Annotated in this window: 20 protein-coding genes; all 20 read left to right on the forward strand. The window is 52.6% G+C overall.

All coding sequences use genetic code 11. The features are described from left to right. Positions 1–41: 41 nt before the first annotated feature. The 20 genes from ACQGQ5_RS01455 to ACQGQ5_RS01550 all read left to right on the forward strand — a co-directional run bounded on the left by ACQGQ5_RS01455 (position 42) and on the right by ACQGQ5_RS01550 (position 15,309). A complete protein-coding gene (locus ACQGQ5_RS01455; protein WP_038324296.1) occupies positions 42–317 on the forward strand; it encodes an HU family DNA-binding protein in 276 nt (91 codons plus the stop codon). A gap of 76 nt (positions 318–393) precedes the next feature. Next, the gene (locus ACQGQ5_RS01460; RefSeq protein ID WP_455734822.1) at positions 394–654 is read left to right on the forward strand and encodes an RNA-binding S4 domain-containing protein; all 261 of its coding nucleotides are present in this window, start codon (positions 394–396) and stop codon (positions 652–654) included. Positions 655–712: 58 nt separating this feature from the next. Then, positions 713–991, forward strand: coding sequence for a sporulation protein YabP (gene yabP / locus ACQGQ5_RS01465; RefSeq protein WP_455734823.1), 279 nt, complete (start codon positions 713–715; stop codon positions 989–991). A gap of 14 nt (positions 992–1,005) precedes the next feature. Then, entirely contained in the window at positions 1,006–1,542 is a 537-nt protein-coding gene (yabQ, locus tag ACQGQ5_RS01470; protein WP_455734824.1) for a spore cortex biosynthesis protein YabQ, read from the forward strand. A 3-nt stretch (positions 1,543–1,545) separates the two neighbouring features. Further along, positions 1,546–1,848: an FtsB family cell division protein gene (locus ACQGQ5_RS01475; protein ID WP_455734825.1), complete on the forward strand. Its 303-nt coding sequence runs from the start codon at positions 1,546–1,548 to the stop codon at positions 1,846–1,848. A 33-nt stretch (positions 1,849–1,881) separates the two neighbouring features. Beyond that, positions 1,882–2,325: a S1 RNA-binding domain-containing protein gene (locus tag ACQGQ5_RS01480; protein WP_444657813.1), complete on the forward strand. Its 444-nt coding sequence runs from the start codon at positions 1,882–1,884 to the stop codon at positions 2,323–2,325. A gap of 46 nt (positions 2,326–2,371) precedes the next feature. Then, positions 2,372–3,526: an amidohydrolase gene (locus ACQGQ5_RS01485; protein WP_455734826.1), complete on the forward strand. Its 1,155-nt coding sequence runs from the start codon at positions 2,372–2,374 to the stop codon at positions 3,524–3,526. Between the two features lie 10 nt (positions 3,527–3,536). Next, the gene (locus ACQGQ5_RS01490) at positions 3,537–4,379 is read left to right on the forward strand and encodes a fumarate hydratase (protein ID WP_455734827.1); all 843 of its coding nucleotides are present in this window, start codon (positions 3,537–3,539) and stop codon (positions 4,377–4,379) included. A gap of 89 nt (positions 4,380–4,468) precedes the next feature. Further along, the gene (gene hpf, locus ACQGQ5_RS01495) at positions 4,469–5,005 is read left to right on the forward strand and encodes a ribosome hibernation-promoting factor, HPF/YfiA family (RefSeq protein ID WP_455734828.1); all 537 of its coding nucleotides are present in this window, start codon (positions 4,469–4,471) and stop codon (positions 5,003–5,005) included. A gap of 121 nt (positions 5,006–5,126) precedes the next feature. Next, on the forward strand, positions 5,127–6,245 hold the full coding sequence (locus tag ACQGQ5_RS01500) for a THUMP domain-containing class I SAM-dependent RNA methyltransferase (RefSeq protein WP_455734829.1): 1,119 nt from the start codon (positions 5,127–5,129) through the stop codon (positions 6,243–6,245). A 32-nt stretch (positions 6,246–6,277) separates the two neighbouring features. Next, a complete protein-coding gene (locus ACQGQ5_RS01505) occupies positions 6,278–7,180 on the forward strand; it encodes a diacylglycerol/lipid kinase family protein (RefSeq protein ID WP_455734830.1) in 903 nt (300 codons plus the stop codon). A 157-nt stretch (positions 7,181–7,337) separates the two neighbouring features. Then, a complete protein-coding gene (locus ACQGQ5_RS01510; protein ID WP_455734831.1) occupies positions 7,338–7,622 on the forward strand; it encodes a co-chaperone GroES in 285 nt (94 codons plus the stop codon). Between the two features lie 39 nt (positions 7,623–7,661). Further along, the gene (gene groL, locus ACQGQ5_RS01515; RefSeq protein WP_455734832.1) at positions 7,662–9,296 is read left to right on the forward strand and encodes a chaperonin GroEL; all 1,635 of its coding nucleotides are present in this window, start codon (positions 7,662–7,664) and stop codon (positions 9,294–9,296) included. 241 nt (positions 9,297–9,537) lie between these two features. Further along, a complete protein-coding gene (locus ACQGQ5_RS01520; RefSeq protein WP_455734833.1) occupies positions 9,538–9,993 on the forward strand; it encodes an NfeD family protein in 456 nt (151 codons plus the stop codon). A 1-nt stretch (position 9,994) separates the two neighbouring features. After that, on the forward strand, positions 9,995–10,912 hold the full coding sequence (locus ACQGQ5_RS01525; protein WP_455734834.1) for an SPFH domain-containing protein: 918 nt from the start codon (positions 9,995–9,997) through the stop codon (positions 10,910–10,912). 306 nt (positions 10,913–11,218) lie between these two features. Beyond that, the gene (purE, locus tag ACQGQ5_RS01530) at positions 11,219–11,725 is read left to right on the forward strand and encodes a 5-(carboxyamino)imidazole ribonucleotide mutase (RefSeq protein ID WP_455734835.1); all 507 of its coding nucleotides are present in this window, start codon (positions 11,219–11,221) and stop codon (positions 11,723–11,725) included. A 22-nt stretch (positions 11,726–11,747) separates the two neighbouring features. Then, positions 11,748–12,782, forward strand: a complete 1,035-nt coding sequence (purM, locus tag ACQGQ5_RS01535) for a phosphoribosylformylglycinamidine cyclo-ligase (protein ID WP_455734836.1) — start codon at positions 11,748–11,750, stop codon at positions 12,780–12,782. Beyond that, positions 12,776–13,405 carry a phosphoribosylglycinamide formyltransferase gene (purN, locus tag ACQGQ5_RS01540; protein ID WP_455734837.1) on the forward strand — a complete coding sequence of 210 codons (630 nt, stop codon included), beginning with the start codon at positions 12,776–12,778 and terminating at the stop codon, positions 13,403–13,405. The genes purM and purN overlap by 7 nt, the downstream gene beginning before the upstream one ends. A gap of 2 nt (positions 13,406–13,407) precedes the next feature. Further along, the gene (locus ACQGQ5_RS01545) at positions 13,408–14,115 is read left to right on the forward strand and encodes an IMP cyclohydrolase (RefSeq protein WP_455734838.1); all 708 of its coding nucleotides are present in this window, start codon (positions 13,408–13,410) and stop codon (positions 14,113–14,115) included. 15 nt (positions 14,116–14,130) lie between these two features. Beyond that, entirely contained in the window at positions 14,131–15,309 is a 1,179-nt protein-coding gene (locus ACQGQ5_RS01550) for a phosphoribosylaminoimidazolecarboxamide formyltransferase (protein WP_455734839.1), read from the forward strand. Positions 15,310–15,318 lie beyond the last annotated feature (9 nt).

Here is a 15,318-nt window from a genome sequence, read left to right on the forward strand (position 1 = left end):
TCTGCTGTTGAATAATAATAAAAAAACGGAGGTCAAATATTATGAACAAAACAGAATTAATTGCTGCTGTTGCTGAAAAGGCAGGTATGTCCAAAAAAGATGCCGATAATGCTGTCAATGCAATGATTGACACAATCGTTAAAGCTGTTTCCGAAGATGAAAAAGTCCAGATCGTTGGTTTTGGTACGTTTGAAGTACGCAGCCGCAGTGAGAGACAGGGCCGTGACCCGAGAACAAATTCTCCCATCACCATTCCCGCTTCCAAAGTTCCCGCTTTTAAAGCGGGCAAGGCATTTAAGGACGCTACAGCTAAATAAAATAAAACGGTTCTCATAAAAGGCTGTAACAGACTATGACGTTACAGCCTTTTATTTATTCAGAAGGAGTTATACGATGCGATTGGACAAATATCTGAAAATATCCCGTATCATTAAGCGCCGCACGATCGCGAACGAAGCCTGCGACGCCGGCCGGGTGCTTGTGAACGGAAAACCGGCCAGAGCCTCCTACGACGTGAAGGTAGACGATATTCTGGAGCTGCAGCTCGGTTCGCGCAGCGTAAAGGCGCGGGTGCTCAGCGTAAACGAATACGCGAAAAAGGAAGAGGCCGCGGAAATGTACCGCGTTCTGTCGGACGGACCCGCGAACCTTTAAGTATATGTCCCTCTGTTTATGCATACAAATTGGTATGAATGAATAGGAGGGTCTCGAAATGGCTGAAGAAAAAAAGTCTGTGAAGGTACCGCACAGCCTGATCCTTGAGAACCGTCGCGCTTTGACCGCCACCGGCGTTTCCAATGTCGACAGCTTTGACGAACAGACCATTGTCGCTTACACCGACCTTGGCCAGCTGATTATTAAGGGGACAAAGCTGCAGATCAATAAATTGAATATTGAAACCGGCGAACTGACCTTGACCGGCGATATCAGCGCCATGTCCTATGCTGAAAACCAGCTTTCAGGCGGCTTTTTCTCGAGGCTGTTTAAATAGGGGAGTGAGGTTATTTGAATTTATCTCTCACTGCCCAGCTTCAGGGGTTTGTCATCGCCATTGCTGCCGGCGTATTTCTGGGCGCATATTATGATATTTTCCGCATCTTCCGCACCGTATTCCAGTCGGAACGCCGCGCCGTGTTTTTTCAGGATCTGTTCTATATGGTCACGGCGGCGTTTGTTACCTTCCTTCTTGCCCTGGGCGTCAATTACGGAGAAGTAAGGTTTTATATTCTGGCGGGGGAAGGAATCGGCTGGTGCCTGTATTATTTGACGGTAGGTACGGTAACCTACCGTGTGTTTCGTTTTATGGCGAAAATCGTCCGAAAATTTATTATTGTTCCTATAAAGAAATTATTTGCTAAAATATCTCATTTGCTTCTCTCTGTTCTGAAGAAAATTGGTAAGAATACAAAAATAGTCGCGTCAAATCTGAAAAAACGCTTGAAACCTCACCGCCAAATAGTGTATAATCATTTCAAAGCAAAGCCTGAACGAAAAAAGGAAAAGAAGCGGAAAAAGACAGCAAAGCTTAGGAGGCGCCGCTGAGTTATGAAGGTTATCAAGAAAAAAAAGCAAAAGGGCAGTTTTTTGCTGCGTACGGCTATCTTTGCTTTTGCAATCTATACGATTGTTGCGCTTGTTAATCAACAGGTTCAGATCAGCCAGAAACGCCAGGAACTTGCGGCCGTTAAGCAGAAGATCGTCATTCAGCAGGTAAAAAACGAGGACATAAAACATGCCCTGAGCACGGGCGCAAACGGGAACAACGATTATATTGAACGCGTTGCGCGCGAAAGCCTGAACTTTGCCAAGCCGGGAGAACGTGTTTTTGTTAATATTGCGGGGAATTAATCGCTCTATTATTAAGGAGGAAATCACTTACATATGCAGCTTGAGGTAGGAACGATCCTGGAAGGAAAAGTTACGGGCATTACAAAATTCGGCGCTTTTGTAGAGCTGCCGGGCGGCAAAACCGGTATGGTGCACATTTCGGAAGTCGCACCCACCTTTGTTAAGGAAATACGCGACTTCGTAACCGAGAACCAAATGGTGAAGGTCAAGGTAATGAGCATCAGCGAGGACGGGAAAGTCAGCCTTTCCATGAAAAAGGCCATTCCACCCGCACCGCGAGGCAATGCTCCCGCCCCACGCGTATCCAGGCCGGGAAACTACGAGTGGCAGGGCAGAAAAAGCGAAGCGACAAGCTTTGAGGATATGATGTCCAAGTTCAAGCAGACAAGTGATGAAAAGATGTCGGATCTGAAAAGATGCGTGGAGTCAAAGCGCGGCGGCTTTTCCAAGCACGGCGGTTCCGGCCAGTCGAAATAATTTCAGCGGAGTGCACGCACTCCGCTTTTTTGTTGGAGGAAAAACAATGCTGATTATTCATGCAAAAATTGATACGATGGCGGGCAAGGTCATAGAAGACGGCTGGATCCGCACAAAAGGCGAAAAAATCGATTCTCTGGGTTCCGGCTCCGTACGGCCCGCACAGGATGAGCAGGTCCTCGACGTTCGGGGAGCCGGGGTTTATCCGGGCTTTGTGGATGCGCACACACATCTCGGCATGTGGGAGGACGGCCTTACGTTTGAGGGGGACGACGGGAACGAGGAAACAGACCCCGTTACGCCGCAGCTGCGCGCTATTGACGCGGTGAACCCCATCGACCGCTGCTTTGGCGAAGCCCTTGCCGCCGGCGTTACGACGGTGGTGACCGGCCCCGGCAGCGCCAACCCGATCGGCGGCCAGCTCGCCGCGATCAAGACCTGCGGGGGACGGATCGACGACATGCTGGTAAAAGCTCCTGTCGCCATAAAAATGGCGCTGGGGGAGAATCCGAAATCCGTGTATCACGGCAAAAATCTTGCCCCCTCCACAAGGATGGCGACGGCCGCCCTGATCCGCGAGGAGCTTTTCAAGGCGCAGCGGTATCAGAAGGACCTGGAGCGCTCTAAGACCGACGAGGACTTTGACGCGCCCGAATTCGATATGAAGTCCGAGGCGCTGCTTCCCGCCCTCAGGGGTGAAATAGAGGTGCATTTCCACGCGCACCGCGCCGACGATATTTTTACCGCCGTCCGCATCGCCAAAGAATTTCACCTGAATTACGTGATTGTCCACGGCACGGAGGGGCACCTGATTGCGGACGCGCTGGCAAAGGACGGCGTACGGGTGCTGGCCGGTCCCTTCCTTTGCGACCGCTCCAAGCCGGAGCTGAAAAATTTAACGCCGCAAAATCCGGGAATTCTCGCAAATGCGGGCATTCTTACCGCGATTATCAGCGACCATCCCGTCGTTCCGCTGCAGTATCTTCCGACCTGCGCGGCGCTTGCCGTGCGCGAGGGAATGCGCTATGAGGACGCTTTGAAGGCGATTACCATCAACCCGGCGAAAATCTGCGGGATCGACGGCAGGGTGGGTTCGATTGAACCCGGAAAAGACGCGGATATGGTCGTCTTTGACGGCAATCCGCTCGAAATGACTTCCAAACCGAAATATGTGATCGCCAACGGAAAAATCATTCAATGAGGGAGCGCGTATGAGAGAGATTGATGTTTCACAGATCACAGAAGCGATTAAAAAGCTTTTTATTGACGCGAACCGCGTTTTGCCTAAGGACCTTGAAAACTGTATCGCCGACGCCTCGGAGAAGGAAACGTCCCCGATCGGCAGGGCCGTTCTGTGCGATCTGTGCGAAAATATGAATGCCGCGCGGGAGCTCGAAATCCCCATCTGTCAGGACACGGGCATGGCTGTGGTTTTTGCTGAAATCGGGCAGGAGGTTCACCTGACCGGCGGCTCGTTTGAGGACGCCGTCAACGAAGGGGTGCGCCGGGGGTATCTCGAAGGCCGGCTGCGCTGTTCGGTGGCCGCGGATCCTATCTGCAGGGGGAATACGGGGGACAACACGCCCGCCGTCATCCACCTGCGCCTGGTTCCCGGGGACAAGCTTACGATTACCGCGGCCCCGAAAGGCTTCGGCAGCGAAAATATGAGCCGGATCAAAATGTTTACCCCGTCCGCAGGCGTGGATGAAATCATCGCTTTTATCGCGGACACGGTTCGGATTGCGGGCGGGAATCCGTGTCCTCCGGTTGTTTTGGGCGTGGGTATCGGCGGAGATTTTGAAAAATGCGCGCTGCTGGCAAAGCAGGCGCTCTGCCGCCCGGTTTCGCAGCGGAATTCCGACCCGTTTTACGCCGGGCTGGAGCGGCGGATGCTCGAAAGGATCAATGAGCTGAACGTCGGCCCGCAAGGCTTTGGCGGGCTTACAACGGCTCTTGCGGTGAATATCGAGCAGTTTCCCACTCACATTGCCGGGCTGCCGGTGGCGGTCAACGTAGGCTGCCATGTGACCCGCCACAAGAAAATTACCATTTAAATTTCCTGGCGCTTTTATTTGCCGTATGATTATGGTATATTATAGGTAATCGGTGTTCTTTTTTAAGAATAGAAAAAGGAGATGTTCCTATGAAGATTACTGTTACTGGCAGGAAGGTCAATCTGCGTGATAATTTTAAGGAGCTGGCTGCAAAGAAGCTGTCGCGCTTTGACAGAATTTTTGATGAAGACGCGCAGGCCAATGTGGTGGTGACCCTGGAGAGGAACCGCCAGACGGTCGAAATTACGATTAAATCGCGGGGAATGATTTATCGTGCGGAAGCAACGGACTTTGAGATGAACGATGCGCTGGATCAGGTGGTCAGCGCGCTGGGCAGGCAAATCCGTAAAAATAAGACAAGGCTTGAGAAAGAAATCCATTCTGCCGCGCTCGACCAGTATGTACAGGATTATCTGCATACTGCCGAAGAGGACGTCAGCGAATATAAGATCGTGCGTACCAAGCATTTCTTTGTAAAACCTCTCAGTACGGAGGAAGCGATTCTTCAGATGAACCTGCTCGGCCATCAGTTTTTTATGTTCCGCGACGAACAGAGCGGAGAAATCAATGTGGTTTATAAGCGCAAGGACGGAAATTACGGATTATTGGAGCCGGATACGGAATAATAAAATATTCGCACCCGCACTGTTTTGGTGATAAAACACGGTGCCTGATAGAGAATAGTTTTCTATAACGATTGGGGCTGCGTACTGTCGCAGCCCCATATTTTCATTTTGGAGTGGAATTATGGATCATTTTAAATTGGTATGCCCCTGCCTTCTCGGGGTGGAAGGCCTTGTGGCGGAAGAACTGCGCGCAATGGACGCGAAAAATGTGGAGCCCCAGAACGGACGGGTCGTTTTTGACGGTTCCGACGAAATGCTTGTCCGTGCGAATTTTTGGTCGCGTTACGGGGAACGCGTGCTCGTGCAGATGGGAAATTTTCGGGCGCTCAGCTTTGAGGAGCTCTTTCAGGGGGTAAAGGCCCTGCCGTGGGAGCGGTGGATCGGGAAAAACGACCGTTTCCCGGTCAAGGGACGCAGCCTGAATTCCAAGCTGTCCAGTGTTCCCGACTGCCAGTCCATCATCAAGAAAGCGATTGTGGAGCGTTTAAAGCAAAAGTACCATGTCGGCTGGTTCGAGGAGACGGAAACGCTTTTTCAGGTCCAGTTCCTGATCATGAAGGATCAGGCCAGCATTATGATCGATACCTCCGGAGAGGGGCTTCACAAGCGGGGATACCGCGCAAGCTCCACGGAAGCGCCGATTAAGGAGACGCTTGCCGCCTGTATGGTACATCTTTCCCGCGTGCGGCACGACGCGAATTTTATCGACCCGTTCTGTGGTTCCGGCACTCTTCTGATTGAGGCCGCCCTGTACGCGCTGAATATCGCGCCGGGTCTGCAGCGCCATTTTTCCGCCGAACGCTGGGATTGTATCGACAAAAGTCTTTGGCAGAAGGAAAAGGTACGCGCGCAGAGCATGGTCCTGCGCGACGCTCCGTTTACTGCTCACGGCTACGATATTGACGGCGCGGCGGTCACGCTCACGCTTGAAAACGCGAAAAAGGCCGGGGTCATTTCCCAGATTCACGCGGAAAAGCGGGGAATAGAGGATTTTAAGCCAGTGGGCGAATACGGCTGCGTGATCTGTAACCCGCCCTATGGGGAGCGCCTTTTGGACATGCGTCAGGCGGAAGAGCTTTACAGGACCATGGGCAGCGTCTTTGAACGCAGGCATGGATGGAGTTACTCCATTATCAGCCCGGACGAGACCTTTGAAGATTGTTTCGGCCGCAAGGCTGACCGGCGCAGAAAGCTTTACAACGGCATGATTAAATGCCAATACTACATGTATTTTAAATAACATTCCTCAAATCCTTTCAGCTGGAGGCTATCATGCGGTATGTATTTATTGTGAATCCTGTTGCCGGAAAAAAGAATGCTTATGATACCCTTTTTCCCGCTATCCGCGAATATCTGGACGCGAACGGAATCGAGTTCTCCTGTTATGTTACCGAGAGGCCGAAGCACGCCGCGGAGCTTGCGGAAACAGAGAGCGGAAAAGGGGACCCGGTCCGGATTTACGCCATCGGAGGAGACGGGACTCTGAGCGAAACGGCGGCCGGCGCCATCGGGAGAAAAAATGCCGAGGTAGGAATTTTTCCGTGCGGTTCGGGCAATGACTATATCAAAACTTTTGGGGAGCCCGCGAACTTTTTATCCTTGAAAAAGCAGTTGAAAGCACACTCCCGCCCCGTGGATATGATTCATTCCGACGGGGGGTATTCCATTAACCTTTGTTCCGTGGGACTGGACGCCAGGGTCGCTTTTGAAATGGTGAAATTCAAGGACATTCCCTTTATCAGCGGGCCCACGGCCTATAATCTGGCCCTTGTAAAAGCACTGATCGGCAGGCTGGGCGAGCGGCTGGAGATTCTGATCGACGGCGGCAAAAAGTTTGACGGCACTTACCTGTTCGCTCTGGCCGGCAGCGGAAAGTATTACGGCGGGGGCTTTTGCGGCGCGCCGCGGGCCGTTCCGGACGACGGGCTGCTGGATTTTGTGCTGATTAAAAAGCCGCCTCTGTATAAAATTCCGCCGCTGATTAAAATATACAAGAACGGCGAACATCTGGAATCCGAGAAATTCAAAGGCCTTTTGACCTTTTGCCGGGGAAAGAAAATGGAAATCACAGCGCCGGATCTGGCCGTCGCCAACTTTGACGGCGAATGCGCCACAATCAAAAGCCTTCGCTTTGAGGTGGTTCCGAACGCCGTTAATTTTATTGTGCCGGTTTAAAAATCCCAAAAATTCACAATAATTGTAAATAATTTATGAAATTGCAGTTTTTTAGAAAAAAGCACTTGATTTTCCGGTCATAAGTATATAAAATATATCTTAGCACTCTGGGAATATGAGTGCTAAAACAAATCAATTATTTGAAGGAGGACATATTATGACTATTAAACCATTGGCAGACAGAATTTTAATTAGGATGGAAGAAGCCGAGGAGACCACGAAGGGCGGTATTCTTCTTGCCGGCTCCGCAAAGGAAAAGCCGCAGATTGCGGATGTGATCGAGGCAGGACCCGGCGGCGTCGTGGACGGCAAAGAAATTAAAATGTATGTGAAAAAGGGTGACAGAGTCATAACAAGCAAGTATTCCGGAACCGAAATCAAGATCGACGGTGAGGAATTTACCATCGTTCGCCAGAGCGATATTCTTGCAGTTGTAGAGTAATTGATAGAGATCATAAATTGATATTGGAGGAAATAAACAATGGCTAAACAGATTATTTACGGCGAGGATGCCAGAAAAGCGCTTTTAAGCGGTATTAATCAGCTTGCTGATACAGTGAAAATCACCCTTGGCCCGAAGGGCAGGAACGTCGTTCTCGACAAAAAATTCGGCGCTCCCCTCATCACCAACGACGGTGTTACCATTGCCAAAGAGATCGAGCTGGAAGACGCTTATGAAAACATGGGCGCCCAGCTTGTTAAGGAAGTCGCGACAAAAACAAACGACGTTGCCGGCGACGGTACCACCACGGCCACTCTGCTTGCGCAGGCCATTATCCGCGAGGGCATGAAAAACGTAACCGCGGGCGCCAATCCGATGGAGGTCCGCAAAGGCGTACAGAAGGCCGTCGACGCCGCCGTAAAATCTCTGGCAGATCATTCCAAAAAGGTTTCCGGTTCCGAGGATATCGCCCGTGTTGCAACGATTTCCGCTTCCAGTGATTTTATCGGCAAGCTGATTTCCGAAGCAATGGAGAAAGTAACCTCCGACGGGGTCATTACAGTGGAAGAATCCAAAACGGCTGAGACATACTCCGAGGTCGTAGAAGGCATGATGTTCGACCGCGGCTATATTACCCCCTATATGGTAACAGACACGGAAAAAATGGAAGCCGTTATTGATGATGCATATATTTTGATTACAGACAAGAAGATTTCCAATATCCAGGAAATCCTTCCGCTTCTGGAAAAAATCGTACAATCCGGCAAGAAGCTGGTCATCATTGCGGAGGATATCGAGGGCGAGGCTCTTACCACCCTGATCCTGAATAAACTGCGCGGCACCTTTACCTGTGTCGGTGTAAAGGCTCCGGGCTTTGGCGACAGGAGAAAGGATATGCTTCGCGATATCGCCGTTTTGACAGGCGGTCAGGTGATTTCCGAAGAGCTGGGGCTGGAGCTCAAGGATACTACGGTTGAGCAGCTCGGTCGCGCGCGTCAGGTGAAGGTGGACAAAGAGAACACCATTATTGTCGACGGTTCCGGCGATAAGGATGAGATCAAAGCAAGGGTATCCCAGATCCGTTCCCAGATCGGGACCACAACCTCCGACTTCGACCGTGAGAAGCTGCAGGAGCGCCTTGCCAAGCTTTCCGGCGGCGTAGCCGTTATCAAAGTCGGCGCCGCAACCGAAGTGGAAATGAAAGAGCAGAAGCTCCGCATCGAAGATGCCCTTGCCGCAACAAAGGCTGCTGTGGAAGAAGGCATCGTAGCGGGCGGCGGCGTTGCTCTGCTGAACACCTTCAGGGCTGTGGAGAAGGTTGTCGAGGACGGCGAAGGCGACGAAAAGACCGGCGCTAAGATCATCCTGAAAGTGCTTGAGGAGCCGATCCGCCAGATCGCCGCAAACGCGGGCCTGGAAGGCTCTGTGATTGTAGAGCACATCAAGAATGCCGACAAGGTTGGCTACGGCTTCAACGTTCTTACCGAGGAGTACGGCGATATGATTTCTTCGTTCGGTATTGTGGACCCGACCAAGGTAACGCGTTCCGCACTGCAGAACGCGGCTTCCGTAGCGGCCATGGTGCTCACCACGGAATCTCTGGTAACGGACAAGAAAGAGCCTGCCCCGGCTCCCGCCATGCCGGCGGACCCGGGCATGGGCGGCATGTATTAATCGTAAATAACAGTCTTTCAAAAGGACGGACGCTTTTTGGGGCGCCCGTCCTTTTCTTTGTTCCTCCACGGACCGGCCGGGCGAGAGCCGGCCCGGTTCACTCAGCCTCAACCCGGGCCGGGGGGATGGATTTTCCGCGCGGTAAAAAACGGGCCGAAACCGTCTTTTTTGACGATTTGGCGTTGTTGTTTTCCTATTGGAATTGTGGTAAGATAAACGCAGCATCGGAAGGAGTGAAAACATGGAGACATATTTGCCTTACTTTTGGCTTGCGGTGATTATTGTCGCGGCAGTCGTCGAAGGCTCTACCGCTCAGCTGGTTTCCATCTGGTTTGTTGCGGGCGGGGTCGGCGCGCTGATGGCAAACCTCTGCGGAGCCGAGCTTTGGACCCAAGCGGTGGTGTTTGTGGCGGTAACCGCCATTACGCTGGTGAGTACCAGGCCGTTGGTAAAAAAACTGATGGATTTCAAGAAAGAAGAGACCAATGCGGATCGCTATATTGGAAAGGACGGCATTGTGACAGCCGAAATTAACAATACCCTGAGCGTAGGACAGGTGCATGTTCTGGGCAGCGTCTGGACGGCGCGGAGCGAGGACGGTTCGGTCATAAAAATCGGAGAGCATGTACTGATCAAAGCAATCGAAGGGGTTAAACTGATTGTAACGGTACATAACGGAATGAAGGAGGAAGAATAGAATGGGAATCAATCTGGCGGCGATCTTTCTGGTCGCGCTTGCAATTATTGTTCTTATTATTTTAATCAGCAATATCAAGGTTGTGCCACAGGCTCACGTGTATGTGGTGGAACGTCTCGGCGCTTACAACAGCACCTGGACGACCGGCCTTCACTTTAAAATCCCGTTTATCGACAAGATCTCAAAAAGGGTTTCTTTAAAGGAACAGGTCATCGATTTCCCGCCGCAGCCCGTTATCACAAAGGATAACGTCACCATGCAGATCGACACCGTCGTGTATTTTCAGGTTTCCGACGCGAAGCTCTATGCCTACGGTGTGGAGCGGCCGATTTCCGCGATCGAAAATCTGTCCGCTACCACGCTGAGAAACATCATCGGCGATCTGGAGCTGGACCATACGCTGACCTCCCGCGACGTCATCAATACCAAAATCCGCACCATCCTTGACGAAGCCACCGACGCGTGGGGCATCAAGGTCAACCGCGTGGAACTGAAAAACATCATCCCGCCGAGGGAGATTCAGGAGTCCATGGAGAAGCAGATGAAGGCCGAGCGTGAGCGCCGTGCCCAGATTCTGACCGCGGAAGGCGAAAAGCGCAGTGCCATCCTGATTGCGGAAGGCGAGAAGGAATCCGCGATTCTGCGCGCGGACGCGGAAAAGGAAACAAAAATCCGTGAGGCGCAGGGCGAAGCGCAGGCGATCATGCTGGTACAGCAGGCCTATGCAGACAGTATCAAGCTTCTGAACGAGGCTAATCCGGGCGACAGGGTCGTTGCGCTCAAGAGTCTGGAAGCGTTTGAAAAGGCCGCAGACGGAAAAGCCACGAAAATTATTATTCCGTCCAACCTCCAGTCTTTTGCGGGTCTTGCCACATCCCTGAAGGAACTGGTGGCGAATGATGCCGGCGCCGCGGAATAAGCCGGGTCATACTATACAAATTACAACACGATAAGCCGCCCTGCGCGTGATAACTGTACAAAAAAAATTTTTCGCATATACAACTATTGAATTTATCGTCGGAATCACCTACAATAAATACATTATGTGTTGTCGGAGGGAAATGCAATGACAGTGTCTTCCGTTCATAGGTTCAAGGGAATCGGAATTGTTTACTGTCAAGCTGCGCCAATATTCCGGATGTTATAATGGCTTCAGGCTGTGCCATCTCATGGTGCAGCCTGTTTTTTATTGCTCCGGACCGACGGAAAACGATAGGAGAGTGTAATGATGGAAGATAAAAAAGTAGCGATCATCATGGGAAGCGACAGCGACTTCCCGGTCGTCTCGGCTGCTGTGAAGCGGCTGAAAGCGTTTGGAATCCCGATGGAAGTACATGTGATGTCCGCGCACAGAACGCCGCAGGCGGCCGCGGAATTCTCCCGTTCCGCCGCTGAGAACGGATTCGGGGTAATCATTGCGGCGGCGGGGAAGGCGGCACATCTGGCGGGCGTGCTTGCCGCGCACACCACCCTGCCGGTCATCGGCATTCCGGTCAAGTCCTCCACTCTCGACGGGCTTGACGCCCTCTTGGCGACGGTGCAGATGCCGAGCGGGATTCCGGTTGCCACCGTAGCGATCGACGGCGCGGATAACGCCGCGATTCTTGCGGCGCAGATGCTGGCCCTTTCGGACGAAACGCTGGCCGCAAAGCTGCGGGAAATGAAACAGGCAATGGCTCAGGGCGTTGCGAAGAAGGATGAGGCGCTGCAGGCGAAGGTTCAGGAACTGTGAGAAAAAATTGGGAGGATCGGACATGAAAAGTTTCAGCGAAAGTTATAAAGCGGCCGGAGTCGACGTTACCGCCGGATATAAAGCGGTCGAATTGATGAAGAACCATGTGGCCCGGACCAAAATACCGGGCGTGGTTTCGGGAATCGGCGGCTTCGGCGGGTTGTTCCAACCGGATCTTTCCGGGATGAAGACGCCGGTTTTTGTAAGCGGCACGGACGGCGTGGGCACAAAGCTGAAAATCGCTTTTTTAATGGACAAGCATGACACGATCGGGATCGACTGTGTGGCAATGTGCGTCAACGACGTCGTTTGCTGCGGGGCAACGCCGCTCTTTTTCCTGGATTATCTCGCGGTAGGGAAAAACTATCCGGAAAAGATTGCGCAGATCGTATCGGGCGTCGCGGACGGCTGCGTGCAGTCCGGCTGCGCGCTGGTCGGCGGGGAAACGGCGGAAATGCCCGGCTTTTATCCTATGGACGAATACGACCTGGCGGGTTTCTCCGTCGGGATGGTCGACAGGGACCGCATCATTGACGGGTCCAAAATTGAGGTCGGCGACGCAATCGTCGGGCTGCAGTCATCCGGCGTTCATTCCAACGGTTTTTCGCTGGTGCGTAAAATTTTCAATATCAGCGAGAAAAATATCAATATGCAGATCAATGAATTTGGCCATACCCTTGGGGAAGAGCTTCTGACTCCGACTAAAATTTATGTGAAGCCGGTGCTGGCGCTGATGGAAAAGGTCGGCATCAAGGCGGTTTCCCACATTACGGGCGGCGGATTTTTTGAAAATATCCCGCGTATGCTCAAGCCTGACACGACGGCTAAAATCGAACTGGCCTCCCTGCCGAAGCTGCCGGTTTTTTCCATGATGCAGAGGCAGGGGAATATCCCTGAGCGCGAAATGTACAATACTTTTAATATGGGGATCGGCATGTGCATGGTTGTCTCCAAAGAGCAGGCTAATCCCGCGGTCGCCGAACTGAATTCCATGGGCGAGCACGCCTATGTGATCGGAAGCGTGGTTTCCGGCGGGGAAGGTGTCATCCTATGCTGAACATCGCTGTTCTGGTTTCCGGCGGCGGAACAAATCTGCAGGCGCTGATTGACGCCCGGAACCGGTCCGAGCTCAGCGGCGGAAAGCTGGCGCTTGTCATTTCCGGCAGGGCGGATGCTTTTGCCCTGCGGCGCGCGGAAAAGGCGGGCATTCCTACGGAAATCCTGCTCCGAAAGAGCTTTGCGGCGCAGGAGGACTACGACCGTTCCCTTCTGGAAATCCTGAACCGGTACGAAATCGGTCTGGTTGTCCTTGCGGGCTTTATGACTATTATCAGCGAAAGGGTTGTCCGGCACTATGAAAACAGAATCATCAATGTCCATCCGGCTTTGATTCCTTCCTTCTGCGGAGAAGGCTTCTATGGGCTGAAGGTCCATGAGGCTGCGCTTGCGAAGGGAGTCAGGGTAACGGGGGCGACCGTGCATTTTGTTAACGAGGTCTGCGACGGCGGGCCGATTATTCTGCAAAAGGCGGTGGAGGTTCTGCCGGGTGATACGCCGGAAATCCTCCAGCGCAGGGTGATGGAGCAGGCGGAATGGAAGTTGCTGCCCAAAGCGGTTTCACTGTTCTGCGAAGGCAGGATTGAAGTGGCTGACGGAAGAACCGTCATTAAGGAGGACTGAGCGTGAAAATACAGAATATCGAAAGCAGCCTGGCGTCCAACAGGTATCCGGGGCGCGGAATCATTCTCGGCAGGAGTGAGGACGGCCAAAACGCCGTGATCGCCTATTTTATCATGGGGCGCAGTGAGAACAGCCGCAACCGCGTCTTTGTGGAGGACGGCGAAGGGATCCGCACACAGGCATTCGACCCGGAAAAGCTGAGCGACCCTTCGCTGATTATCTATTCGCCGGTCAGGGTTTTCAGCGGGACCACCATTGTGACGAACGGGGACCAGACCGATACGGTCTATGAATTTTTAGAGGCGGGAAAAACCTTTGAGTCTGCTCTGCGCACGCGTACCTTTGAACCGGACGGGCCGAATTTTACGCCCCGTGTTTCCGGTATCGTGGAAGCAGACGGAAGCTACCGGCTGTCCATTCTGAAAAGCGCAAACGGAAATCCGGCCTCTGCGCAGCGCTTTTTCTATGAATATTCCTCACCGGTCAGCGGGGAAGGGCATTTTATCCATACTTATCGGGGAGACGGCAATCCGCTTCCTTCCTTTGAGGGCGAGCCGACGCCGGTCGGCATTTCCGGTGAGATTGACCATTTTACGCAGAAGCTCTGGGAAAACCTGTCTGAAGAAAATAAGGTTTCTCTGTTCACCCGTTTCATCAACCTGAAAACCGGGCTGACGGAAACCAGAATTATCAACAAAAATCATGATTAACAGGAGGGCGCTGAAATGTCAAATGAGCTACCTTTAAAATACGGCTGCAATCCGAATCAGAAGCCGTCGCGCATTTTCATGCGGGATGGCGGTGATCTTCCGATCGAGGTGCTGAACGGAAAGCCGGGCTACATCAATTTTCTGGACGCCTTTAACAGCTGGCAGCTGGTCAAAGAGCTGAAAGCCGCCGTGGGGCTTCCCGCCGCCGCCTCTTTTAAGCATGTCAGCCCCGCGGGCGCGGCGGTCGCGTGCGAGCTGTCCGACACGCTGAAAAGGATTTATTTTGTTGACGACCTTGCGCTTTCCCCGCTGGCCAGCGCGTACGCCATGGCCAGGGGTGCGGACAGAATGTCTTCCTACGGTGACTGGATCGCCCTGTCCGACATCTGCGACAGGGAAACGGCGACCTTGATCGCGCGCGAGGTTTCGGACGGGATCATTGCTCCGGGCTATACGGAAGAAGCGCTTGCCATTTTGAAATCTAAGCGCAAGGGCGGCTACAACATTGTCTCGATTCAGCCGGACTACAAGCCCGCTCCCGTTGAGCATAAGGACGTTTTCGGCATTACGTTTGAGCAGGGCAGAAATGAGATCCTGATCGACAACGACATGCTTTCCAATGTCATAACGGAAAATCGGGAAATTCCCGAAAGTGCGAAGCGCGATCTGCTGATTTCCCTGATCACCCTGAAATACACGCAGTCCAACTCCGTCTGCTACGCCAAAGGCGGGCAGGTGATCGGTGTCGGCGCGGGGCAGCAGTCCCGTATCCACTGCACCCGTCTGGCTGGAAATAAGGCGGACACCTGGTATTTACGCCAGCATCCAAAGGTGCTTGGGCTGAAATTCAAAGAAGGAATCCGCCGCCCCGACCGCGACAATACCATTGATGTGTATCTTTCCGACGATTACATGGACGTTCTGGCGGACGGAATCTGGGAGAATTTCTTTGCGCAGAAGCCGGAACCGCTTACCCGCGAGGAAAAGCGTGCCTGGCTGGATACGCTGACGGATGTCGCACTGGGTTCGGACGCCTTTTTCCCGTTCGGGGACAATATTGAGCGCGCTCACAAAAGCGGCGTGAACTATATCGCGCAGCCGGGCGGTTCCATCCGCGACGACAATGTCCTTGATACCTGCAACAAATACGGAATCGCCATGGCCTTTACCGGCATCAGGCTGTTCCACCATTAATTAAGACAT

The organism is Caproiciproducens sp. (assembly GCF_053840905.1).

What these genes read in the sequence shown, in the direction of transcription:
- ACQGQ5_RS01475 (WP_455734825.1), top strand. Translation starts at nt 1,546, where the DNA reads ATGAAGGTTATCAAGAAAAAAAAGCAAAAGGGCAGTTTTTTGCTGCGT.
- purM (WP_455734836.1), top strand. Translation starts at nt 11,748, where the DNA reads ATGAAAAGTTTCAGCGAAAGTTATAAAGCGGCCGGAGTCGACGTTACC.
- ACQGQ5_RS01500 (WP_455734829.1), top strand. Translation starts at nt 5,127, where the DNA reads ATGGATCATTTTAAATTGGTATGCCCCTGCCTTCTCGGGGTGGAAGGC.
- purE (WP_455734835.1), top strand. Translation starts at nt 11,219, where the DNA reads ATGATGGAAGATAAAAAAGTAGCGATCATCATGGGAAGCGACAGCGAC.
- ACQGQ5_RS01460 (WP_455734822.1), top strand. Translation starts at nt 394, where the DNA reads ATGCGATTGGACAAATATCTGAAAATATCCCGTATCATTAAGCGCCGC.
- ACQGQ5_RS01510 (WP_455734831.1), top strand. Translation starts at nt 7,338, where the DNA reads ATGACTATTAAACCATTGGCAGACAGAATTTTAATTAGGATGGAAGAA.
- ACQGQ5_RS01490 (WP_455734827.1), top strand. Translation starts at nt 3,537, where the DNA reads ATGAGAGAGATTGATGTTTCACAGATCACAGAAGCGATTAAAAAGCTT.
- groL (WP_455734832.1), top strand. Translation starts at nt 7,662, where the DNA reads ATGGCTAAACAGATTATTTACGGCGAGGATGCCAGAAAAGCGCTTTTA.
- yabP (WP_455734823.1), top strand. Translation starts at nt 713, where the DNA reads ATGGCTGAAGAAAAAAAGTCTGTGAAGGTACCGCACAGCCTGATCCTT.
- ACQGQ5_RS01520 (WP_455734833.1), top strand. Translation starts at nt 9,538, where the DNA reads ATGGAGACATATTTGCCTTACTTTTGGCTTGCGGTGATTATTGTCGCG.
- ACQGQ5_RS01485 (WP_455734826.1), top strand. Translation starts at nt 2,372, where the DNA reads ATGCTGATTATTCATGCAAAAATTGATACGATGGCGGGCAAGGTCATA.
- hpf (WP_455734828.1), top strand. Translation starts at nt 4,469, where the DNA reads ATGAAGATTACTGTTACTGGCAGGAAGGTCAATCTGCGTGATAATTTT.
- ACQGQ5_RS01525 (WP_455734834.1), top strand. Translation starts at nt 9,995, where the DNA reads ATGGGAATCAATCTGGCGGCGATCTTTCTGGTCGCGCTTGCAATTATT.
- ACQGQ5_RS01480 (WP_444657813.1), top strand. Translation starts at nt 1,882, where the DNA reads ATGCAGCTTGAGGTAGGAACGATCCTGGAAGGAAAAGTTACGGGCATT.
- ACQGQ5_RS01505 (WP_455734830.1), top strand. Translation starts at nt 6,278, where the DNA reads ATGCGGTATGTATTTATTGTGAATCCTGTTGCCGGAAAAAAGAATGCT.
- purN (WP_455734837.1), top strand. Translation starts at nt 12,776, where the DNA reads ATGCTGAACATCGCTGTTCTGGTTTCCGGCGGCGGAACAAATCTGCAG.
- ACQGQ5_RS01550 (WP_455734839.1), top strand. Translation starts at nt 14,131, where the DNA reads ATGTCAAATGAGCTACCTTTAAAATACGGCTGCAATCCGAATCAGAAG.
- ACQGQ5_RS01455 (WP_038324296.1), top strand. Translation starts at nt 42, where the DNA reads ATGAACAAAACAGAATTAATTGCTGCTGTTGCTGAAAAGGCAGGTATG.